This window comes from Streptomyces sp. TS71-3 (assembly GCF_018327685.1).
GTDB lineage: Bacteria > Actinomycetota > Actinomycetes > Streptomycetales > Streptomycetaceae > Streptomyces.
Map to the genome: position 1 here is coordinate 3509206 of NZ_BNEL01000003.1, position 21773 is coordinate 3530978.

Below are 21773 nucleotides of genomic sequence, written 5' to 3' on the forward strand. Positions count from 1 at the left end.
GACGGCAGGCGCCGTTCACACCCGCACATGCGGCCCGGCCGGAAGGTCGTGCGGCCGGGTTCTGGGCCACATGGTTCGGGAGTTGAACATGTCTCGTCAATAGGTACGCACCAATGACTGGCTCTTGACCTTCCGGAAACGGGGAGCCTTCAGAAGGTGAAGACGCGGTGTGTCCACCGTGGTACGCGATGTGACCTGATGTCAGGGGGCGACGGGGAGGGGGCGATGGGGGCCGCCGGGAACAGGCCGGGGAGCCCCGCGGGCGGCGCCGGCCCGCGGGGTGCTCCGAAGTCCCTTTCCGTTTGCGGTTATCGCGGCTGGTACGCCGCCACCGCAAGCCCCGGCGTGCCGACCCGGGCGGTGAAGACCGCGCCGTCCAGGGGCCCGGGGGAGGCAAGGCCCGTGCGGGCCGAGGTGACGTACAGGCAGCGGCCGTCGTCGCCGCCCAGGCACACCCCGGCGGGCTGCGAGGCGGGTACCGCCAGCACCCGGTCCAGCGAACCGTCAGGGAGGTAGCGGTGCACCGCCCCCGCGCCCCAGACCGCGCACCACAGCGCCCCGTCCGCGTCCACCGCCATGCCGTCCGGACTGCCCTCGCCGACCGTCACGAAGACCTCCGGCGCGCCCAGCTCGCCCGACTCAGGGTCGACGGGGTACCGGCGGATCACCCCGCGCGCGCTGTCCGCGAGGTACAGGGCCGTGCCGTCCGCGGTGAACGCCGGGCCGTTCGGCACGGTGATGCCCTCCAGCACCCGGTGGACGGACCCGTCGTGGTCCACCCGGAACAGCGCCCCGGCGTTCGGCACCGCGTCATAGGCCATGCTGCCCGCCCAGAACCGCCCCTGCGGGTCGGCCGTGCCGTCGTTCATCCGGCGGCGCACCTCGCCCCCCTCCACGGGCCGTGCCAGCCACTCAGTGCCGCCGTCCGGGCCGAGCAGCGCCACCCCGGTGCCGGCCGCGGCGATCCAGTGGCCGTCCCGGCCGGCGACGGGCGCCACCGCGCCCAGCGGCTCCGGCAGTTCCGCCAGCACCTCCAGGGCGCCGGACGGGTCGCCGGGGGCGGCCAGCAGCCGGCCGGCGAGGATGTCGGTGAGCACGATCCGGCCGGCCACCTGGCGGATGCCCTCGCCCAGTTCGAGACGGTCGGTCCACAGCGGTTCCAGGGTGCTCTGCTCGGTCACTGGCTCGGGTTCCTTCCTGGCGCGTGCGGTGGGGGAGTGGCGGGGCCGGTGGGGCGGGAGGGGGCCGGCCCGGGAGGGCCGGACGGAGCGGTGGCGGATTCGGGGGAGGGGATCCGCCCGGGAGGGCGCGGGGCCGCCGTGCGGGCCGGCGCCGTCAGCGTCAGCCGCCAGCGCACCTCACCGGAGGCGGGGACCACGGCCGCGTCGCCCTCCCCGGCGTCGTCCAGCGCGAAGCAGCGGCCGAGCATCGGCTCCACGCCGCAGCTGCGGTACGGCGCCTTGGCCGGGAAGCCGCCCAGGTTGCGCCAGAGCGCGACCGCGGTCGGCTGGCCCGGCGCGTGCAGAGCCATGCGCAGCACATCGGGGCCGTCGTGCACCTCGGCCGCGTCGGTCAGCAGCACCGCCCCGACCGCGGTGCCGTCGTCGGGCCCGAAGCGGTCCAGCGGCAGCCCGCACGGCGCGGGCCAGGCGCCGGTGACCCAGGGGTCGCCGGCGGGCCAGGGCGCATCGAGCAGCGGTGCCGCCTCGGGGTGGAGCCGGACCGGCGTGCCCGCGGGGGCGGCCACCCGGGCCTGCTCCGACAGCTCCAGCAGAGCGTGCGCGGCCCACACGAACCGGCGGCCGGGCTCCGCGCGCAGCCGGTAGTCGACGACCGCCGTCGCGCCCCCGGCCCGGATCCGGCGGGTGAGCCGGAAGCCCGGCCAGTCGACGCTCTCCGTGTCGCCCTCCCGCGTCCACGGCCGCGACCAGGCGTCGCCGTGGTCGGGCGTGCCGCGGACCGTGGGCACGCACTCCTCCAGGCCGCCCGCGTCGGCGAAGGCGTCCCCTGGGGCGACCCGCGCCCTGCGCGGCTCCGGGCGCTGCCAGAGCCACTCGCGAGCGCCCGTGGTGAGCGACGTCCACCGGCCGCCGTGGGTCGGGTCGGTCACGATCCGCAGCTCGCGGTCATGGGCGGCAGTGCTCGCCGTGCCGCCTGCCGCGGGGCCGCTCACCATTCGGCGAAGGAGCCGTCGGGGTGCCGCCACACCGGGTTGCGCCAGGCGTGGCCCTTGCGGTCCGCGGCCCGGACGGCGTCCTCGTCGACGGTGACACCGAGGCCCGGCAGGGTGCCGCGCCGGGCGAGGCCGTCCTCGAAGCGGAACGGCTCGGTGTCCACGACGTACGACAGCAGGTCCGCGTCCTTGTTGTAGTGGATGCCGCGGCTCTGCTCCTGGATGAGGAAGTTGGGCGTGGCGAAGCCGACCTGGAGGCTGGCGGCGAGCGCGATCGGGCCGAGCGGGCAGTGCGGGGCGAGCTGGGCGCCGAACGTCTCGGCCAGCGAGGCGATCCTGTGCACCTCCGAGATGCCGCCCGCGTGCGACAGGTCCGGCTGGGCCACGGCGATGCCCGCGGTGAGCGCCGGCAGGAACTCGCCGCGGCCGTAGAGCCGTTCACCCGTGGCTATCGGCACGGGGCTGGCGGCCACCAGAGCGGGCAGCAGATGGCCCTGGTCGGGCAGCAGCGGCTCCTCCGCGAACAGGGGGTGCAGCGGTCCCAGTTCGGCGAGCACGCGGCGGGCGCTCGCGGGGGTGAAGCGGCCGTGGAAGTCCACGGCGACGTCCCGGTGCGGCCCGAGCACCTCGCGCACCGCGGCGACCCGCTCGACGACCCCCGCGGTCTCCGCGGGCGTGGTCACCGGCGAGGTGCGCCCCGCGGCGTTCATCTTCACGGCCGTGAAGCCCGCCGCCACCTGCTCGGCCGCCTGCTCGCGCAGCTCACCGGGCTCGTCTCCGCCGATCCACGCGTACACCCGCACGGTGTCCCGCACCGGGCCGCCCAGCAGGGCGTGCACCGGAGCGCCGTACACCTTGCCCGCGATGTCCCACAGCGCCTGGTCGAGGCCGGCCACGGCGCTGGAGAGCACCGGGCCGCCGCGGTAGAAGCCGCCCTTGCTGAGCACCTGCCAGTGGTCCTGGATGCGCAGCGGGTCCGTGCCGACGAGGTGGTCGGCGAGCACGTCCACGGCGGCGCGGACCACCTCGGCGCGGCCCTCGACGACCGGCTCGCCCCAGCCGACGACGCCGTCGTCGGTCTCCACCCGGCAGAACAGCCAGCGCGGCGGCACCAGGAACGTCTCGATCCGGGTGACCCTCACTTCTCCTCACCGGCCGGGCGCTCGCCGTCGGGGGTGTCGACCACGTCCCTGACCCGGTCCACATCGCGCAGTGCCTGGGCGAGCAGGGCCCGCATGGCGTGCTCGGCGCCCGGCGGGTCGCCGGCGCGCACGGCCTCGAGCACCGCACGGTGGCTGGGCACCGGGTCGTCGGCGCGGCCGGTGCTGTGCACCAGGCGGTCGCGGTGGGCGAGACCTGACTCGATCACCATCTCCATGCGCTCCAGAAGCTCGTTGTGGGTGGCGGCGAGCAGGGCGCGGTGGAAGGCGAGGTCGGACTCGACGGCGTGGTGCGCGGTGCCCTCCTCCTCGCCCATCGCCGCGAGCGCCTCGTCCAGGGCCGTCAGGTCCTCCTCGGTGCGCCGCTCGGCCGCCAGCCGGGCCGCGGCGGGCTCGACGATGCCGCGCACCTCGTCGAGGTTGTGCAGCAGGGGGCCGTTCGGCTCGGAGACCGTGCTCTCGGCGAACTGCCAGCGCAGCACGTCCGCGTCCAGGAGGTTCCAGTCGGAGCGGGCCCGCACGAAGGTGCCGCGCTTCTGCCGGGCGTCCACCATGCCCTTGGCGGCCAGCACCTTCAGGGACTCCCTCAGCGCGGTGAGGCTGACGTCCAGCTCGCTCTGGAGCGCCACCAGGTCCAGCGTCGCTCCTTCCGGGAACTCGCCGCTGAGCACCCGGCGCGCGAGGGTCTCCACGGTCTGGCCGTGCACCCCGCGGCGCGCGTAAGGCGACATGTCGATTCCTGCCTTTCTCCTGGTGAGGTCTGCGGCTCTCCTGATGGGACGGGGCGCTTCAGGACGAGTCCTTGGCGACGCTCCAGCCGCCGTCGACGAGCAGGCTCGCGCCGGTGATGTACGAGGCGTCAGGGGAGGCCAGGAAGGCGATCGCGGCTGCCGCCTCCTCGGCACGCCCGAGCCGGCCCAGTGGGGTGGCGGCACCGCTGAGCGAGCGGTCCGCCTCGGAGATGCCGTCCCAGGCACTGGTCAGGATCGGGCCCGGCAGCACGGAGTTGACCCGCACCCGCGGCCCGTACTCTACGGCGAGCTGTCCGCTCAGGGACAGCAGCGCGCCCTTCGACGCGGCGTAGGCGGGACGGCCCGGCAGGCCCATGTGGGCGTGCACGGACGAGGTGAACACCGCCCCGCCGGCCTCCTCGGCGAGGTCGGGCAGCACCGCCTTGAAACCGAGGAAGGCGCCGGTGAGGTTCACGGAGAGCTGCCGCTCCCAGGAGGCCAGCGTCATCTCGTGCGCCGGCCGCAGCTCCACCGTGAACGCGTTGCTGACCAGCACCCCGATGGGGCCGAAGGAGTGCGCCGAGGCGACGACCCGCTCCCAGTGGCCGGCGTCCGCGACGTCCGCGACCACGAACAGCGCCTGCCCGCCCGCGCGGCGGATGTCCTCGGCGACCTGCTCGCCGCGGTCGGCGGCGACATCGGCGAGCACCACCGCGGCACCCTCCTCGGCGAGCCGCTGCGCGGTGGCGGCGCCGATACCCGAGGCCGCTCCGGTGACGACGGCGACGCGGCCGCTGAAGCGGGCGCCGTGCCGTTGTGGGGGTTGGTTCATGAGGCGGGTCCACTCCTCGGGGACGGGGCCGGGCCGGCGTGCGGAACGGCCGTGGGGGCGTGCGGTGGGTGCGCCGCACGCGGACGCGGTGCGGCCGGGCGGCAGCCCGCCCCGGCCATTTTATTTAGGAAGTTATGTGTGCCGGTGGCCGTCGTCGCCCTCCTGCCGTACGAGGACGACGAGTTCGGCGTCGTACCGCGCGGTCCATGCGAACGGCAGGCCCGCGTGGCACAGGTGGGCCCCGCTGTAGACGGTGCCCGTGGCCGGGTCCGCGTACCGTGCGGCGGGGTCGAGCCCGCGCAGGCGCAACCGCGCGGCGCGGCCGGGCACCAGCGGCGCGCCGTCCAGCCGCCCCGTGCTCCAGGCGGTGACCGCGAGGTGCCCGCCGCCCGCGTCCTCGTACTGCACCCCGCAGGTCGCGTCCGCGGGGGAGCCCAGCAGGCGCACCTCGCCGTGGTGCAGGACGTCCCGCACCTCCTTGTAGCGGGCCACCCACGCGGCGGCCTCGGCGCGCTGCGCCGGGGTCCAGGCCCGGATGTCGGCGCCGATGCCGAGGACGCCCGCCATGGCGGTGACGAACCGGAACGCGAGGGAGCGGGGCCGCGGGTCGAAGACTCCCGGCGCGTCGGTGACCCAGGAGCTCATCACGTGCGGGGCGTGCGCGTGCAGGAAGCCGTACTGGATCCCGAGCCGGTCGAGCGGCGCGGTGTTGTCGCTGGGCCACACCACGTCGGTGCGGGCGAGGGTGGCGTGCTCGATCCGTCCGCCGCCGCCCGCGCAGCCCTCCACGCTCACCCCGGGGTGCGCGGCGCGCAGGTGGTCGAGCACCCGCAGGTACCCGGTGACGTGCCCGGCGTCCAGGTCGAGGCGGTCCGCCGGGCCGGCGCCGGGGCGGCCGCGCTCGGTGGGCGGGCGGTTCATGTCCCACTTGAGGTAGTCGATGTCGTACGTGCCGAGCAGCCGGTCCAGCATGCCGAGCACGAACTCCTGGACGTCCGTGCGGCCGAGGTCGAGCAGGAGCTGGTTGCGGACCAGCGTCGGCTCGCGGCCCTCGATCCGGTACACCCACTCGGGGTGCTCCGCGTAGAGCCGGGAGGCGGGGCTGACCGCCTCCGGCTCCACCCACAACCCGAAGCCGAGGCCGAGCGCGCGCACCTCGGAGACGAACGCGCCGAAGCCGCCGGGGAACGAGGCGGGCTCGGGGTGCCAGTCCCCGAGGCCTCCGGTGTCGTCGTCGCGGCCGGTGAACCAGCCGTCGTCCACCACGAACAGCTCGGCGCCCAGCTCGGCGGCGGCGCGGGCCAGTTCGAGCTGGCTGCCCGCGTCGACGTCGAACCCGGTCGCCTCCCAGGAGTTGTAGAGCACGGGACGGGTGCGGTGCAGCCGGTCGCCGGCGAGGGTGCGCTCGTAGCGGTGCCACACACGGGCGAGACCGCCCAGGCCCTCGGAGCTGAAGGCGCAGGCCAGCCGGGGCGTGCTCAGCGTCTGTCCGGGCGTGAGCGGGACCGTGCCCTCGTGCGGCACCCGGCCCGCCCGCACGCGCACCGCGCCACCGGGTTCCGCGTCGGCCGTGATGTGCCAGTTCCCGGGCCAGGCCAGTGCGAGGCCGTAGGCGGCGCCCGTGTCGTGGCCGGCGTCCGCGGTGTCCTGCACGGCGAGCCAGGGCGCGTAGGCGTGGCCGGGCGCGCCCTGCGTGGAGCCGATCTCGAAGCTGCCCCGCGGCAGGTCGACGGGCGTGAGCTGGAACTCCTGCGACCACTGCCCGGTCAGGCAGGTGAGCCGGGCGGTGCCGGTGAGGGGCACGTTCACGGCGCCGGAGTCGAACCGGGCGAGCTTCAGTTCCTCCTCGCCGGTGCAGGTGAGTTCGGTCCACCGCAGGATCACGTCGGTGCCGGGCACCGTCTGGTAGCAGAGCTCTGCCCGCAGGCCGAGCACGGTGTCGGCGAACGCGACGCGCAGCGTGCCGGGCCGGCCCTGACCTGCGGCCTCGAACTCGGCTCCGTCGAACTCCCACCAGACGCCCCGCTCCCCGCCCGGGCGCTCGGCCACCAGGTCGGCGCCGGTGAAGGGCCGCAGGCCCGCGGGGATGTACTCGGCGGGGGCCGCGTCCGCGGGGGTGAGGAAGTGGGTGCGCCGCGACCAGTCCAGCGGGTCGGGCCCGTCCTCCACGCCCCGCGGGCCCCACGAGGCCAGCTCGGCCCAGCGGCCGTGGCCGGGCACCACGACGGTGTACGAGGTGGTGTCGGTGGTCAGGGTCCAGCGGCGGCCGGACCGCCCGGCCGCGCCGGCCCCCGTCCCGGTTGCGGTGGTGCTCACTTCACGGCTCCCAGGTTGAGGCCCGCCACGAAGTGCCGTTGGAAGCGCAGGAAGACGATCACTGTGGGGGCCGCGGCGATCACGGAGCCCGCGGCGATCACGTTCCACATGGACACGTACTGGCCCTGGAGCCCGATGAGGGCCGCGGTGATGGGCATCTTGGCGTCCGAGCGGAGCACCGTGATCGCCCAGAGCAGGTCGTTGAAGACCCAGGTGAACGACAGGGCGCAGAGCGCGGCGAGCGCGGGGCGGGTGAGGGGCAGGATGATCCGCCAGAAGACCTGCACAGGTGAGGCGCCGTCGATCACGGCGGCCTGCTGTATCTCTGCCGGGATGGCCCGCATGAAGCCGTGCAGCACGAAGACGTAGAACCCGAGGCCGAAGCCGATCTGGACCAGCACCAGCGCGGTGAGCGAGTCGAACAGGCCGGTCAGCTCGGTCAGCTTGTTCACCGGGATCAGCAGGATCTGCGGGGGCAGCAGGTTGCCGCCCAGCATCACCAGCAGCAGGGTGCGGCGCAGCGGCATCGCGTAGCGGCTGAGCGCGAAGGCGGCCATCGAGGCCAGGGCGAGCGTGACGAGCACGCAGGGCACGGTGACCAGCAGGCTGTTGATCAGAGCGCGCTGCTGGCCGCCGTCCGACCACGCCTGGCCGAAGCCCGACAGCGTGAACGAGTGCGGCAGGCCGCCGAGACCGTTCGCGGCGATGTCGTCGAAGGACCGCACGCTGGTGACCAGGACCAGCAGGATCGGCAGGAGCCACAGCAGCGACAGGCCGCCGGCGCCCAGATGGAAGCCCGCGGTGGCCCATTTGTGCCTGCTCGGGGCGTTCATCAGTCGGCCTCCTTGAAGGCGCGGACGAGGTACGAGGCGATGACCCCGAACGCGAGCACGAAGATGACGACGGCGAGCGCGGAGCCGTAGCCGAGCCTCAGCGACTGGAACGCCGTGGAGTACATGTAGGTGCTCAGCAGCTCGGAGGAGTGGTAGGGGCCGCCGCGGGTGAGGGACCACACCACGTCGAAGGAGCGCAGCGAGTCGATGATGATCACCGAGAGGACGACCGCGTTGACGCTGCGCAGCTGCGGCAGGGTGACGTTGCGGAACTGCTGCCAGAGGGTGGCGCCGTCCACCTTGGCCGCCTCGTAGAGCACCGGGTCGATGCCCTTGAGGCCCGCGATGTACAGCACCATCACATAGCCGATCTGCCGCCACAGCGCCGGCACGATCACCGCGTACAGGGCGGTGTCCTGGTCGGCGAGCCAGGCGTGTTCCAGGCCCCCGAGGCCGACCCCGCCGAGTACCCGGTTGATCATGCCGTCCGGCTGGTACAGGGCCTGCCAGACCAGCGCGGTGGCCACCAGGGAGAAGACCACCGGCAGGAAGAGGGCGGCGCGGTAGAAGCCGACGCCGCGGCGCTCCTGCTGGAGCAGCAGCGCCGCGCCGAGGCCGAGCACGGCGGAGAGCCCGCCGAACAGCACCAGCCAGAGCACCGTGTCGAGCAGCGCGGTGCGGAAGGTGGCGTCGTGCAGCATCTCCTGGAAGTTGCCGAGGCCCACGAAGCGCGGCGCCGAGACGCCGTCCCAGGAGGTCAGCGAGAGGTAGAACCCCTGGAGCGCCGGCCAGAACACCCAGAACGCCTCGGCGAGCAGCGGGACCAGTACGAAGGCGATGACGACCGGGGGCACCCGGGTCGCGCGCTTACGGGTGCGGGGGGCCGCGCGGCTGCCGGAGTGCTCCTCTCCGGCGGTGAGCACGGCCACGTCACTTCCCCCAGACCTTCTCGGCGTCACGCTGCCAGGAGGTGAGGATCGAGCCGATCTTGGCCGGCTCGGCGAAGAACTTGGTGAGGGCGTTGTCCGCGGCCGGCTGCATCGCGTCGCTGGAGTCGCGGTTGAAGAACTGGGTGATGTCCGCGGCGGCGGCCACGAGCTCCCGGCCCTTCTTCACGAGCGCCGTGCCGCTGTCCTTGGCGTCAGGGTGGGTGGGCAGCGCGGTGCCGGAGGAGTTCCTCAGGTAGATCTCCTGGGCCTCGGCCGTCGCGAGGTAGGTCATCAGCTTCTTCACGCCGTCCTTGCGGTGCGTGTGAGCGCTGGCGAAGTATCCGTCGACGGGCGCCTCCTGCGCGAGCGGCACCTTCGGGTCGATGACGGGGAAGCCGAAGAAGTCGATGTCGTCCAGGGCGCCCTTCGGGGCCGAGTCGGCGAAGAAGGTGCCCACCAGCATCATGCCGGTCTTGCCCTGGAGGAGCTTGGTGGTGGCGTCCTGGAAGGGGATCGCGGTGCCGTCCTTGTCGAAGTACGGCAGCGCCTCCTTCCAGCGGTCGAAGACCCTGCGCACCTCGGGGTCGTCGAAGCGGTGCCGGCCGGCGAGCAGGTCGCGGTGGTAGCCGGCGCCGTTGACCCGGATGTTCAGGTAGTCGAACCAGCCCGAGCCGATCCAGGCGGTGTCGCCGCCCATGCCGTTGCCGATCGGCGCCACCCCCTTCGACTTCAGCTTGTCGCACACGTCGAGGAAGTCGTCCCAGGTCTTCGGCTCGTCGACGCCCCACTTGGCGAAGTTCGACTTCAGGTAGAACATGCCCCACCAGTAGTAGCTGGTGGGCACGAAGACCTTCTTGCCGGTCCTGGAGGTGCACAGCTTCTTGTGCGCGGCGGAGTACTTGGCCAGGTCGGGGGAGTCCTGCCAGACGTCGCCCAGGTCCAGCAGCAGGTTCTTCGAGGCGTAGGCGTCGGCGACCGAGCCGGGGTACCAGGTGTAGACGTCCGGCGGGTTGCCCGAGGTGAGGTAGGTCGGCAGCTGGGTGCGGAAGGTCTCGGCCGCGATGGTGTTCAGCGAGGCCGTGCCCTTGCCGGTCTTCCCGTACGCTTCGACCAGCTTCTCCATCGCGGTCTTCGCCTGAGGGGCCGAGAGGTTCGACTGGAGGGTGACCGGCCCTGAGGACGACGCGCCCTTGCCGGACGACGACGTCGAGGTGACGCAGCCGGATGCCAGCGCGGCCGTGGAGAGGGCACCGATGCCGGCGAGGAACCGGCGCCGGGACGGGTCGGGTGTGATCATGGGGAACTCCTCTGCGTCCGCCTGACGGTGCTCCGGTCCCCTGACGGCCGGGCTTTCGTCTACGGCGGGATCAGAGTGGTGGAGGGGACGGGCAACGTCAAGATTAATTAGTAATTTATTTTCTGATGGCGTGTCAGGTCGACCGGCAGGGCCGGCCGGGCCGTCACGGCGCCGCGCTCCAGGACGTCACGGCGCCGCGCTCCAGGACGTCACGGTGCCGTTGCAGCGCGAGACGTCACAGCTTCGTCTGGTGGATCCGGCCGTCCACGCCGCGGAACGCCGCGAGGACCCCGGCTGCGCCGGATGCCGCCGCCCCGCCGAGGGCGCCCGAGAAGGACGCGCTCGGGAACTCGTTCCGCTTGGACCAGTCGCTCCACGTCCCGTCGGCGCCGAGGGTGCGCTGCCACAGGGTGTAGTCGCCGGCGCGCGCGTACAGGTGCACGCCGTCCCCGGCGGTCACCAGGGTGGGGCTGCCGCCCACCGTGCCGCCCAGCGACGACCAGTCGGACCAGGTGCCCGAGGCGTCGCGGGTGCGGGTCCACACCGCGTCGTCGGGGGTGCGCACCGCGAGGTGCACCCGGCCCGCGGAGTCGACGGCCGCGGCGGGCCTGCCGTAGAACGGAGTGTCGGAGGGGGCGCCGAGGGACGTCCAGCCGGACGTCGCGGTCCGCGAGCGGACCAGCCCGTCGGGGCCGCGCCCGAACAGCGTCCAGCCGCCGTCGCCGTCCGCGACCACGCTCGGGGCGTCGGTGAGGTCGCCGCCGAGCCGCTGCCAGTGCCCCCACCGCCCCTGCGCGTACGTGCGCTGGTAGGCCGCGGAGTCGGTGCCCCGCACGAAAACGTCGAGCCGGCCGTCCGCCGAGGCGAGGGCCGTGGGCTGCCCCAGGATCCGCCCGCCGGTCGGGCCGCCCAGCGCGGTCGCGGACCCGGACCAGGCGCCGTCCTGTCCGCGCTGCTGGTACAGCGCACCGTCCGTGCCGCGCCAGAACGCGGTGAGGCCGGAGCCGTCCCGCACCAGCGCGGGGCTGGCCGAGGCGCCCCCGGCGAGCGCGGTGCCCGGTGCGGTGTCCCGCCCCGTGAGCTTCAGGAAGGCCGTGCCGTGCGCCGGCACCCGGACGGTGTACGAGCCGGTGTGCGCGCCCCGTTCGGCACGGGCCCGCAGGTCCCGCACCCGCACCGGGCCGGCCAGCGCGGTGTCCGCGAAGTCCACCGTCATGTCGGCGGCCTGAGAGGAGCGGTTCAGCAGCACTACGGCGCGGCTGCCCGTGCCGCTCAGCACCTTGCTGTAGACGTCCCCGGTGGCGTCCGTGGCGATCCGGACGCCCTGCACGTCGAGCGGGTCCTGGTCGACACCGATGATCTCCGGGTTGCGCAGGGTGTCGAGCATGGACTTCGGCAGGGTGCGCGGGTCGGAGCCGATCACCAGGGGGGAGGCCATCTCCGCCCACATCACGAGCTGGGTGGTGGACTCCTCCTCCGTCAGCTCGTAGCCGCCGTCCGCGAGCTTGCGCATCGGCAGCAGGTAGTCCGGGTCGTTGTAGTGCCCCGGCCCGTTCGCCTCCGGGTGCCAGGCGTTGGCGTCCGCGGCCCGCAGCACGTTGGGCCACTCGCCCGCGGTGGGGGTGCCGAAGGCCATGTCGGTGCCGGTGCGCCAGGAGTCGGCGCTGGTGGGGCCGTAGACGAAGGCGTTGTGCGCGTCCTGCGCCGGGGTGTGCGGCAGGCCCCAGTCGTCGGTCAGGGGGTTGCAGAGGTTGAGCAGCATCGGCCGCCCGGACCTCGCCACGGCGGCGCTGAACTCCTTGAAGGCGGGGCCCGGGTCGAGCTTCTCGGATATCCCGCACAGGAAGTCGACCTTGATGGCGTCGATCTTCCAGTCCGCGAACTGCCTGGCGTCCTCGTCGTAGTGGCCGCGGCTGCCGAGCCCGCAGCTCTTGCCGCCGTCGTAGTCGCCGGCGTCCGTGTAGATGCCCACCCTCAGCCCGCGCTTGTGCAGGTAGGAGACCAGGGAGGGGATGCCGGACGGGAAACGCTCGGGGTTGGCCGCCAGCCTGCCCTCGGCGTCCCTGGGCTGGTCCGCCTGCCAGCCGCCGTCCAGCCACACGATGTCGTAGCCGGAGTCGCGCAGCCCCGAGGAGATCAGCTCGTCGGCCACCGCCTTCACCTGGTCCTCGGTGGGCGCGCCGAGGCCGTAGTAGGTGTTCCAGCCCATGTAGGGCGTGGGGGCGAGGCCGCTGTCGTAGTAGGCGGGCGCGCCCTGGTCGTCGCCGGTCCCGGCGCCCGGGGCCGTACCGGCCGCCTGGGCGGACGGTGCCGGGCCCGCGGCGATGGCCAGGGCGGCGGTGACGGCCGCGGTCCAGCTCAGCTGCCGGCTTCTTCGGGTGCGGGCCGAGCCCGCTGTGCGCAAACGCACGGGTGCCTCCCGGTGGTGGGCATGCGCAGTCAATGGAGTGCGCCGGCGCGGCGGCTCGCCGCGGCGACCGGGCCTGCGCTGCGACGACTTTGGCGACTCGGAGGACACGTGTCAACGATTATTCATAATTAACCTTTAATTCTTTGGTGACGTAAGAGGTGCGGCAGAGTGAAGTGGCTGGCGGGCGCGGGCCGTGCCGTCCCGTCAGGTCCGGTGGCGGCGCCGGCGGTTGGGGGGAGGACGAGCAGCGGCCCCGCCGGCGAGAGCCCGGCGGGGCCGAAGAGCGGGGGAGCGGTACGAGCAGTGGTGACAGGCTGGTGAGGCCACGGCCGGGCGGGCCTGACGCCAGGCGCCGGTGAACGGAGCCCGCCCACCGGCGCACGGCTACAAGGCGCACGGCTACAAGGGGCGCGGCGTCACAGCCGGGACGTGATGCCGTCCGCCGCCCGGCGCAGCAGCGGGGCGAGGCCGGCCGCGCGCGCCCGGCCGCCCCGGGTGCTCGGCGCGGAGACGGTGACCGCGGCCACGCACACCCCGTGGCCGTCGCGCACCGGCATGCCGAAGCCGTGCACGTCGGTCACGCTCTCGTCGATGTTCAGCGCATAGCCGCGCCTTCGCGCCCGTGCGAGGTCCGCCTCCAGCTCGGCCAGGTCCGCCACGGTGGCCGGGGTGAGCTGGTCCAGGCCGGCCGGGTAGAGCATCCGCACGGCCTCCACGGGGAGCTGGGCGAGCTGCGCCTTGCCGCCCGCCGTCGCGTACGCGGGGACCCGGTCGCCGGTGCGCGGTGCGACCCGCAGCACATGGGGGCCGTCCACGCCGTCCAGGAACAGCGCGTCGGGCCCGTCGAGCTGGAGCAGGTTGCTGGTCTCCCCGGCCTCGTCCCGCAGCTGCTCCAGGAAGGGGCGTGCGATGCGGACCAGCTCCGCCGTACCGATCCGGCTGCGCGACTCCACCGCGGCCCGGCTCTCTGCGAGCGCCATCAGCACGGGTCCCAGCCGGTACTGGCGGCCGCCCGGCACCTGCTCCACGAAGCCGTGCAGCCGCAGCGTGTGCAGCAGCCGGTGCGCCGTGGAGCGGGCCACGCCCAGATGGTCGCTCACATCGGTGACCCGCGCGGTGTCCCGGCCGCCGAGGTAGGCGAGGGCCCGCAGGGCGTTGGCGACCGAGGCGGCGCCGTACACATCCTCCCCGCCGTTCCCGCGCGCCCCCGAAGCGCGCCCGCCCGGCCCCGTGCGGCGGGGCGCGGGTCCCTGAAAATTCGACATAGCAGAAATTCTAGTTTCACCGGTTCCACAGAGTGAATCCCGCTCGTACCTTGGCCGCGCCGGAGCCCTTCGTCCCCCTGGGTGCCTCGCCCTTGCCGGAGGTCTTCCCCGCGGTGCGCCACGGCGTCCGCCCGGCCCCGACCCGCCGCTGTCGAGCGAGGAGTTCCCGATGACGCCTGTACCGGGTGACAACCCGACTCCCCGTCCCGCAGCGGACGCCCCCGGCGCCCCGGCGCCGGGCACCGCGCAACCCGCGGCGGCCGGCGGCCCGCTGCGCACCGGACGCCCGAAGCCCTGGCACGTGCTGTGGCTGCTGCTCCTGCTCGGCTGGACCGTCAGCGCCGCCGACCGCTCCGTCACGGGCCCCGTCGTCACCTGGATGATCGACAACGGCGTCGGCTTCATGGCGCACGCCGACCATCCGCACGCCCTGGGCGGCCTGATCGGTGGCCTGTTCTTCGCCGGCTACATGCTCACCCAGTTCCCCGGCGGCTACCTCGGCGACCGGTACGGGCACCGCACCATGGTCGTCGTCAGCCTGCTGTGGGCGGGGCTCGCCACCATCCTCACCGGCTTCCTCGGCGGCCTCATCGCCTTCATCGTGGTGCGCGTCGCCACCGGTCTGGGCGAGGGCGCCTTCTACTCCAACGACCGCACCCTGATCACCGACAACACCCCGCCGAAGGACCGCAGCTTCGGCATGGGCGTGTGCATCTCGGGCCTCGCGATCGGCATCACGATCGCCACCATCTTCACCCCGAACTTCATCGACTTCGGCAGGTCCGTGCTGTCCGACATCGAGGCCTGGCGGATGGCGTTCTGGGTGCTCGGTGCCGCCACCCTGGTGGTGTCCCTCGCGGTCACCTGGTTCTTCCGCACCCACCTCAAGGCGGCCACCGTCGGCAAGGCCGCCCTCCACCTGGGCGCCTACGCGGTCGTCTCGCTCGCCCTGATCATGGCCGTCTACCTCATCGGGGACAGCACGGGCCTGTCCGACCTGTGGATCGCCGTGCTGGAGGTCGCCCTCGCGGTCGGACTGGTGCTGTTCGTGCTGGTCCGCAAGGGCGAGGAGGTCGGCCCGGTGCTCAAGGACCGGGACCTGTTCATCATCTACCTCTGCAACATCGCGATCCTGTGGAACCTCTGGTTCTTCAGCTTCTGGTCGGTCTCCATCGTCGCGGGCGCCGCCCACTCCTCGTTCGCCGCCTCGGCGCTGACGGCCGGCTTCAACGCGGGCGCCGGCATCATCGGCTTCCCGGCCGGCGGCTGGCTCTCCGACTACGGCCTGCGGCGCGGCTGGGGCCGCAAGGAGATGATGCTGACCTTCACCGGCGTGCAGGCGGTCCTCACCGTCGCCTTCGCCTGGTACCTGAGCGCCGCCGACCACCCGTCCCTGTGGGTGATGGGCCTGCTGCTCTTCTTCGCCAGCCTCTTCTTCAACGCCCTCCAGCCCGTGGGGCACGCCCTCACCGCGGAGCTGGCCCGGCCCGACCTGCGCGGCTCCGCCTTCGGCATGCAGAACCTGATCGGCGAGACCGGCGCGGTGCTCGCCCCGGCGGTCGGCGGCGCGCTGCGCGACTCCACCGGCGGCTGGACCGCGGCCGTCTGGCTCGACGCCGGGCTGGTCGTGGTGGGCTTCGTGCTGCTGGCGCAGGTACGGGGCCGGCGGGCGGTAAGCCCGGTCTGATCCGGTGACACCCGGGCCCGGCGCTCCGCTCCCGCCGGGCCCCAAGCTCCCACGGAACGAGGAACCACCCCGATGCGCACCGTCCGCGACGCCGCCTTCGACGAACTGCGCAGGCACGGCCTGACCACCCTGTTCGCCAATCCCGGCTCCACCGAGATCGCCCTGCTGTCCGACCTCCCCGGGGACATCCGTTTCGTCCTCGCGCTGCACGAGGGCTCCGTCGTCGGGGCCGCCACCGGCTGGGCCCTGCTGCGCGACGCGCCGGCGCTGGCCGTACTGCACAGCACCGCGGGCCTCGGCAACGCCGTCGGCGCGCTGGCCACCGCCCGCGCCAACCGCGCCCCGCTGGTGGTGCTCGTCGGGCAGCAGGACCGCCGCCACCTCGCCCACGAGCCCTTCCTCACCGGTCGGCTGGACTCCCTCGCCGGCGACTACCCCGTACAGGTCGAGACCCCCCTCCGCGCCCAGGACGTCCCCGGCGCCATCGGGCGCGCCGCGCACGCCGCCCGGACCGGGCGCGGCCCCGCGCTGGTCATCGTCCCCATGAACGACTGGGCCGAGCCCGCCGAGGACCTGCCCGTCCCGGCCCCCGCCGTGCTCCGCACGGCGACCGCGGCCTCGCCCGAGTCCGTGGCCGAGACGGCGGCGCTGCTCGCGGGCGCAGGGGCCCCGGCCCTGGTGGTGGGCGCGGCGGCCGACACCCAGGACACCTGGAGCGCGCTGGTGGCGCTCGCGGAGCGGCTCGGCTGCCCCGTCTGGCAGGAGCCGTTCGGCGCCCGCGCCGGATTCCCGCAGGACCACCGCCTGTTCGCCGGGCACCTGCCCGCGGACCGCGGCCGCCTGCGCGAGGCGCTCGCCCCCCACGACCTGGTACTCGTCGTCGGGGCACCGGTACTGCGCCAGTACCCGTACGACGAGGGGCCGCTGGTACGCCCCGGCACCCGGCTCGTGCTGGTCACCGACGACCCCGCGGAGGCCCATCGGGCCCCCGCCGAACTCGCCGTCCTCACCCCGCTGCCCGACTTCGTCGCCCGTCTCGCCGCCCAGGTGCCGGGGCGCGACGGCGAGGGCGCACGGCCCGCCAGGCGGCCCCGTCCCGCGCCGCCGGCGGCCGGTGAGCCGCTGCGTGCGGCGCACGTGCTGGCCGCGCTCGCCGAGCGGCTGCCCGCCGACACCGTCCTCATCGAGGAGACCCCGTCCAGCCGGCCGGACCTGCACGCGCTGCTGCCCGCGCGGGGGCCGCTCGGATTCCTCAGCGCGGCCATGGGGGGCCTCGGCTTCGCGATGCCCGCGGCGGTCGGGGCCCGGATGGCCGCGCCCCGCCGCCCGGTGCTGGCCGTGCTCGGCGACGGCTCCTCGCTGTACCAGGTGCAGGCGCTGTGGACGGCCGCGCACTACGACGTCGGTGCCGTCTTCGTCGTCCTGTCCAACGGTCGCTACGCGGTCATGGACCGGCTCGCCGAGAAGGCCGGCGGCAAGGGCCCGTGGCCCGCCTTCGACGGCATCAGCGTCCACGCCCTCGCCACCGCACTGGGCTGCCCCGCCGAGCGGATCACACGGCACGACGAGCTGATCGCCGCGCTCGACGCCGTCGTGCCGACGCTCGCCTCGCGTACCCGCCCGCTGCTGCTGGACGTCGCCGTCGAACCCGACCCGACCTTCGAACCCTGAACCGCCCCGCCCCGCCGCGCCCGAGCCCGCGGCGTCCGCGCCCCCGCGCACCGCGCCGCCGCGCTCCGCACCCGGCACCCCGCACCGCGGAACCACTCGAACGAAGGAGCCCATGATGTCCCTGCTCGATACGCACACCTGGTCGGGCAAGATCAACATCGGCGGCTGGACGGCCGCCTCCGGCGGTACCGCGCCCGTCATGGAGCCGGCCACCGGCCAGGTCCTGGAGCACTTCGGGATCGCCGACGGCGCGGACGTGGTGCGCGCCGCCGAGCATGCCGCGCGGCGGCAGGGCGCCTGGGCCAGGGTCCCGTACACCGAGCGGGCCGCGGTGCTGCGGCGGGCGGGCGACCTCTTCACCGAGCACGCCGAGGAGATCCAGGGCTGGCTGGTCAGGGAAGGCGGCAGCATCCCCGGCAAGGCGGCCTTCGAGACGGACACCGCGGCTCAGGAGTGCTACGAGGCGGCCGCGCTCGCCTCCCGGCCGCTGGGGGAGCTGCTGCCCTCCGCGCAGCCCCGGCTGAGCATGGCGCGCCGGGTGCCGGCCGGAGTCGTCGGCGTGATCGCGCCGTTCAACGTGCCGCTGGTGCTCGCGATACGGTCCGTGGCGCCGGCTCTCGCGCTCGGCAACGCGGTCGTCCTCAAGCCGGACCCGCGGACCGCGGTCGGCGGCGGGGTGGCCCTCATGCGGGTCTTCGAGGAGGCGGGCCTGCCCGAGGGGGTGCTCACGCTCGTCCCGGGCGGTGCCGAGGCGGGTGCCGAACTGGTCGCCGCGCCGGAGATCGCGGTGATCTCCTTCACCGGTTCCACCGCTGCCGGGCGCAAGGTCGGGGCGGCCGCCGCCGAGCACCTCAAGCGCGCCCACCTGGAACTCGGCGGCAACTCCGCGATGATCGTGCTGCCGGACGCGGACCTGGAGCGCGCCGTGTCCACCGCCGCGTGGGGCTCCTTCTTCCACCAGGGCCAGGTCTGCATGACCACCGGCCGGCACCTCGTCCACGAGGCCGTCGCGGAGGAGTACGCCGAGCGCCTGGCCGAGCGGGCCGGACACCTGCCCGTCGGCGACCCGAACAAGGAGGAGGTGGCGCTCGGTCCGGTGATCGACGCGGGCCAGCGCGACAAGATCCACTCCCTGGTCACCGCGAGCGTGGCCGGCGGCGCCCGGCTGGCCGCGGGCGGCACCTTCGAGGACCTGTTCTACCGGCCGACCGTGCTCACCGGCGTCGACGAGTCCTCACCGGCCTACACCGAGGAGGTCTTCGGCCCCGTCGCGCCGGTGCGCAGCTTCGCCACGGCGGAGGAGGCGGTGGCGCTGGCGGCGGCGACCACGTACGGGCTCTCGCTGGGCATCCTCACCCGGGACGTGATGAAGGCGCTGGACCTCGCCGAGCGGATCCCCACGGGTCTGGTCCACATCAACGACCAGACCGTCAACGACGAGGCCCCCGTCCCCTTCGGCGGTGTCGGCGCGTCGGGCACCGGTGCACGGTTCGGCGGTGCCGCCAACATCGAGGCGTTCACGGACACCCGCTGGATCACGGTGCGGGGCGAGGAGGCGACGTACCCGTTCTGACCGGCGGCCCGCGCGGCGGGGCACGGCCCCGAGCAGAGGGGGCGCGGGGATGGGGGCCCGCGCCCTCACGGCAGTAGGGGAGCGACCGGCCACGACGAGACCCGCGCACCGTCACCGCTGGAAGAGGCCCCTCCCGTCGGAGCCGTCGAAGTCCTGCCCGAGCGGCCCCATGGCGCCGATCCCGAACACGGCGACGTGGCGCTTGTCGAAGCCCCCTCCGACGGGGGGATCCCCTCCCGTCGGAGACGGGCCACCGGCCAGACGCGGGACCACGCGGACACCCCCCGCTTCCGCTCAGCGGAAACCGGCCTGTTCAGGCCCCACCGGGCGGAGCACCCTGAACACGGTTCCCGTACGGCAGCCCTGCAGGAGGACCGATGACGTCATTCGTCCGCAACCAGTGGTACGTCGCCGCCTACGGCCGGGAGGTGAGCCGCGAACTCTTCTCGCGCACCGTGTGCGGCGAGCCGATCCTGCTGTGGCGCACCGAGTCCGGCGCGGTCACGGCCATGTCCGACCGGTGCGTGCACCGCCGCTTCCCGCTCTCCCAGGAGCCCAGCCGACTCGTCGGCGACCAGGTGGTCTGCGGCTACCACGGCTTCACCTACGGCGCCGACGGCGTCTGCGTGAGCGTGCCCGGGCAGAAGCGGGTGCCGCGCACGGCCCGCCTCACGTCCTACCCGGTCGTCGAGCAGGACTCGTTCGTGTGGGTGTGGATCGGCGACCGCGAACTCGCGGACGAGAAGCTCGTGCCGCGCGCGCCCTGGCTCGACCACCCCGGCTACACCACCGTCTCCGGCATGGAGCCGCTGGCCGCCCGCTACGACCTGCTGGTCGACAACCTGCTCGACCTCTCCCACGAGACGTACCTGCACGGCGGGTACATCGGGACTCCGGAGGTCGCCGAGACGCCGATCACCACCGAGGTGGACGACGCGGCCGGGGTGGTCCGGGTCAGCCGGCGCATGGACGACGCGGCGTGCCCCCCGTTCTACGCCAACTCCACCGGTATCGACGGCCGGATCACCCGCTGGCAGGACATCGAGTACCACGCGCCCTGCCTGTACCTGCTGCACAGCCGGGTCGCCCCGGTCGGCAGCCGGCCCCCGGAGCCGGACGGCACGGACCCGGACGGCTTCCACATGGAGGTCGTGTACGCGATCACGCCCGAGACCGAGCACAGCACGCACGACTTCTGGGCGGTGGCCCGCGACTTCGCCCTGGACGACGCCTCCGTGACCGAGTTCGTCCACGACAACAACCGCACCGTCGTCCTCCAGGACGTGGTGGCCCTCGACGCTCTGGAGAAGGCCATCTCCGCCGAGCGGGGCGGCTACCAGGAGCTCAGCATCAACATCGACACCGGCGGCCTCGCCGCCCGGCGCATCCTCAAGCGGCTGTCCGACGAAGGCGCTGCAGGCGCCGCGGGTGCCGCGGGTGACGCTGCCCCGGCGCCGGTCGCCCGATGAGCGGCCACGATCCCTCGGCGCTGCCCGGCGGAGTCTTCCGCGTCCACTGGGTGCCCGGGACGGACCGGCTGCTCGGCGTCTGCTACTGCGGTGCCGAGCAGGACTTCGAGGATCCGGTCGACCTGTGGAACTGGCTGCTCGCCCACCCGGACGCGCCCGCGAGCACCGAAGAGGGACGCATGGCGCGGACCTGAGCCCGGCCGCCCGCCCGGCGCCCGCGCCCTTCACGGGACGCCGGGCGGGCGCCCGACACCGGTCTCCACCCGGGCCCGGGGCGCCGCCGGGCGATCCGGCACGGCCCGGGCCCCGAGCCAGAGGCGTCACGTCCGCATCCGAGAAAGAGCACCCATGCCTCCCACGACGTCCCCGCACACCGAGGTCGAGCTGGACCTGACCCTGGTGCGCAAGGAGCCCCTGGCCGACGGTGTCGTCCGGCTGACCCTCGGCCATCCGGAGGGCGAGCCGCTGCCCGCCTGGCGGCCCGGCGCGCACATCGACGTCCGGCTCGCGCCGGACCTCGTCCGCCAGTACTCGCTGTGCGGCGACCCGGACGACCCCTCGGTCCTCCAGGTGGCCGTCCTCCGCGAGCAGGACGGCCGCGGCGGCTCCGCCCATGTGCACGATCACCTGGCCGAGGGCGGCACGGTACGGATCCGGGGCCCGCGCAACCACTTCCCGCTGGTCGACGCCGAGCGCTACCTCTTCATCGCCGGCGGCATCGGGATCACGCCGATCCTGCCCATGGTCGCCGAGGCCGCCCGCCGCGGCGCCGACTGGCGGTTGGTGTACGGCGGCCGCACCCGCGCCTCCATGGCCTTCGCCGACCGACTCGCCGCGGACCACCCGGGCCGCGTCGAGATCTGTCCCCAGGACGAGACGGGCCTGCTCGACCTTCAGGGCCTGCTGGGCGAGCCCCGCGCGGACACGGAGGTCTACTGCTGCGGCCCCGCTCCGCTGCTCGGCGCCGTGGAACTGCACTGCCGCGACTGGCCCGCGGGGGCCCTGCACATCGAGCGCTTCACGCCCCGCGAGGACCCCGCACCGGACGGGACGGGGGAGAGCTTCGAGGTGGAGCTGGCCGGCAGCGGCACCACCCTGACCGTGCCGCCCGACCGCTCCGTGCTGGAGGTCCTGGAGGAGGCCGGGGTGCCCGTGCTGTCCTCCTGCCGCGAGGGCACCTGCGGCACCTGCGAGACCGGTGTCCTTCAGGGCGAGGTCGAGCACCGTGACTCGCTGCTGACGGACGCGGAACGGGCCGCCAACGACGTGATGTTCGTGTGCGTCTCGCGGTGCGCGTCCAAGCGGCTGGTCCTGGATCTCTGACCCGCCACCGGGCCGGAGCCGGCCGGCGGCGGGACGCGGCGGGGCCCCTGACCCGCCGGAGGAACGCGGGACCGGGTGGTCCGGTCCCGCGGCGGCAACGCATA

The 21773-nt window shown here is 74.1% G+C and carries 17 protein-coding genes; 6 read left to right on the top strand and 11 right to left on the bottom strand.

What is annotated here, in order from left to right:
* Positions 1–308: 308 nt before the first annotated feature.
* The 11 genes from Sm713_RS38785 to Sm713_RS38835 all read right to left on the bottom strand — a co-directional run bounded on the left by Sm713_RS38785 (position 309) and on the right by Sm713_RS38835 (position 13946).
* Positions 309–1181, bottom strand: coding sequence for an SMP-30/gluconolactonase/LRE family protein (locus Sm713_RS38785; RefSeq protein WP_249416959.1), 873 nt, complete (start codon positions 1179–1181; stop codon positions 309–311).
* Complete coding sequence (locus Sm713_RS38790; protein WP_249416960.1) at positions 1178–2176, bottom strand: hypothetical protein; 999 nt, start codon at positions 2174–2176, stop codon at positions 1178–1180. The genes Sm713_RS38785 and Sm713_RS38790 overlap by 4 nt, the downstream gene beginning before the upstream one ends.
* A complete protein-coding gene (gene dgoD / locus Sm713_RS38795) occupies positions 2170–3315 on the bottom strand; it encodes a galactonate dehydratase (RefSeq protein ID WP_212914609.1) in 1146 nt (381 codons plus the stop codon). The genes Sm713_RS38790 and dgoD overlap by 7 nt, the downstream gene beginning before the upstream one ends.
* Positions 3312–4064, bottom strand: coding sequence for a FadR/GntR family transcriptional regulator (locus Sm713_RS38800; protein ID WP_212914610.1), 753 nt, complete (start codon positions 4062–4064; stop codon positions 3312–3314). Before Sm713_RS38800 ends, dgoD begins: the two co-directional genes overlap by 4 nt.
* 58 nt (positions 4065–4122) lie before the next feature.
* Positions 4123–4896, bottom strand: coding sequence for an SDR family NAD(P)-dependent oxidoreductase (locus Sm713_RS38805; protein WP_212914611.1), 774 nt, complete (start codon positions 4894–4896; stop codon positions 4123–4125).
* A 132-nt stretch (positions 4897–5028) separates the two neighbouring features.
* Positions 5029–7212: an alpha-galactosidase gene (locus Sm713_RS38810; protein WP_212914612.1), complete on the bottom strand. Its 2184-nt coding sequence runs from the start codon at positions 7210–7212 to the stop codon at positions 5029–5031.
* On the bottom strand, positions 7209–8045 hold the full coding sequence (locus Sm713_RS38815; RefSeq protein WP_212914613.1) for a carbohydrate ABC transporter permease: 837 nt from the start codon (positions 8043–8045) through the stop codon (positions 7209–7211). Before Sm713_RS38815 ends, Sm713_RS38810 begins: the two co-directional genes overlap by 4 nt.
* Positions 8045–8974: a carbohydrate ABC transporter permease gene (locus tag Sm713_RS38820; protein ID WP_212914614.1), complete on the bottom strand. Its 930-nt coding sequence runs from the start codon at positions 8972–8974 to the stop codon at positions 8045–8047. Before Sm713_RS38820 ends, Sm713_RS38815 begins: the two co-directional genes overlap by 1 nt.
* A gap of 1 nt (position 8975) precedes the next feature.
* Positions 8976–10271 (bottom strand): ABC transporter substrate-binding protein, encoded by a 1296-nt coding sequence (locus tag Sm713_RS38825; RefSeq protein ID WP_212914615.1) that lies wholly within the window; start codon positions 10269–10271, stop codon positions 8976–8978.
* 235 nt (positions 10272–10506) lie between these two features.
* On the bottom strand, positions 10507–12675 hold the full coding sequence (locus tag Sm713_RS38830) for a glycoside hydrolase family 27 protein (protein WP_374196144.1): 2169 nt from the start codon (positions 12673–12675) through the stop codon (positions 10507–10509).
* A gap of 422 nt (positions 12676–13097) precedes the next feature.
* On the bottom strand, positions 13098–13946 hold the full coding sequence (locus tag Sm713_RS38835; RefSeq protein WP_212914616.1) for an IclR family transcriptional regulator: 849 nt from the start codon (positions 13944–13946) through the stop codon (positions 13098–13100).
* A 169-nt stretch (positions 13947–14115) separates the two neighbouring features.
* Between Sm713_RS38835 and Sm713_RS38840 the strand changes: the two genes are divergently transcribed.
* The 6 genes from Sm713_RS38840 to Sm713_RS38865 all read left to right on the top strand — a co-directional run bounded on the left by Sm713_RS38840 (position 14116) and on the right by Sm713_RS38865 (position 21669).
* Complete coding sequence (locus tag Sm713_RS38840) at positions 14116–15633, top strand: MFS transporter (protein WP_212914617.1); 1518 nt, start codon at positions 14116–14118, stop codon at positions 15631–15633.
* A gap of 72 nt (positions 15634–15705) precedes the next feature.
* Complete coding sequence (locus Sm713_RS38845; RefSeq protein WP_212914618.1) at positions 15706–17304, top strand: thiamine pyrophosphate-dependent enzyme; 1599 nt, start codon at positions 15706–15708, stop codon at positions 17302–17304.
* A 115-nt stretch (positions 17305–17419) separates the two neighbouring features.
* Positions 17420–18877 (top strand): benzaldehyde dehydrogenase, encoded by a 1458-nt coding sequence (locus Sm713_RS38850; protein WP_212914619.1) that lies wholly within the window; start codon positions 17420–17422, stop codon positions 18875–18877.
* A gap of 377 nt (positions 18878–19254) precedes the next feature.
* Positions 19255–20346, top strand: coding sequence for an aromatic ring-hydroxylating dioxygenase subunit alpha (locus Sm713_RS38855; protein ID WP_212914620.1), 1092 nt, complete (start codon positions 19255–19257; stop codon positions 20344–20346).
* A complete protein-coding gene (locus Sm713_RS38860) occupies positions 20343–20540 on the top strand; it encodes a hypothetical protein (protein ID WP_212914621.1) in 198 nt (65 codons plus the stop codon). The genes Sm713_RS38855 and Sm713_RS38860 overlap by 4 nt, the downstream gene beginning before the upstream one ends.
* A gap of 154 nt (positions 20541–20694) precedes the next feature.
* On the top strand, positions 20695–21669 hold the full coding sequence (locus Sm713_RS38865; RefSeq protein ID WP_212914622.1) for a PDR/VanB family oxidoreductase: 975 nt from the start codon (positions 20695–20697) through the stop codon (positions 21667–21669).
* Positions 21670–21773: the final 104 nt, after the last annotated feature.

Bases quoted from the DNA above. Each gene is read 5' to 3' on its own strand.
- Sm713_RS38790 (WP_249416960.1), bottom strand. From the start codon at position 2,176: ATGGTGAGCGGCCCCGCGGCAGGCGGCACGGCGAGCACTGCCGCCCAT.
- Sm713_RS38800 (WP_212914610.1), bottom strand. From the start codon at position 4,064: ATGTCGCCTTACGCGCGCCGCGGGGTGCACGGCCAGACCGTGGAGACC.
- Sm713_RS38805 (WP_212914611.1), bottom strand. From the start codon at position 4,896: ATGAACCAACCCCCACAACGGCACGGCGCCCGCTTCAGCGGCCGCGTC.
- Sm713_RS38815 (WP_212914613.1), bottom strand. From the start codon at position 8,045: ATGAACGCCCCGAGCAGGCACAAATGGGCCACCGCGGGCTTCCATCTG.
- Sm713_RS38825 (WP_212914615.1), bottom strand. From the start codon at position 10,271: ATGATCACACCCGACCCGTCCCGGCGCCGGTTCCTCGCCGGCATCGGT.
- Sm713_RS38835 (WP_212914616.1), bottom strand. From the start codon at position 13,946: ATGTCGAATTTTCAGGGACCCGCGCCCCGCCGCACGGGGCCGGGCGGG.
- Sm713_RS38840 (WP_212914617.1), top strand. From the start codon at position 14,116: ATGACGCCTGTACCGGGTGACAACCCGACTCCCCGTCCCGCAGCGGAC.
- Sm713_RS38845 (WP_212914618.1), top strand. From the start codon at position 15,706: ATGCGCACCGTCCGCGACGCCGCCTTCGACGAACTGCGCAGGCACGGC.
- Sm713_RS38850 (WP_212914619.1), top strand. From the start codon at position 17,420: ATGTCCCTGCTCGATACGCACACCTGGTCGGGCAAGATCAACATCGGC.
- Sm713_RS38855 (WP_212914620.1), top strand. From the start codon at position 19,255: ATGACGTCATTCGTCCGCAACCAGTGGTACGTCGCCGCCTACGGCCGG.
- Sm713_RS38860 (WP_212914621.1), top strand. From the start codon at position 20,343: ATGAGCGGCCACGATCCCTCGGCGCTGCCCGGCGGAGTCTTCCGCGTC.
- Sm713_RS38865 (WP_212914622.1), top strand. From the start codon at position 20,695: ATGCCTCCCACGACGTCCCCGCACACCGAGGTCGAGCTGGACCTGACC.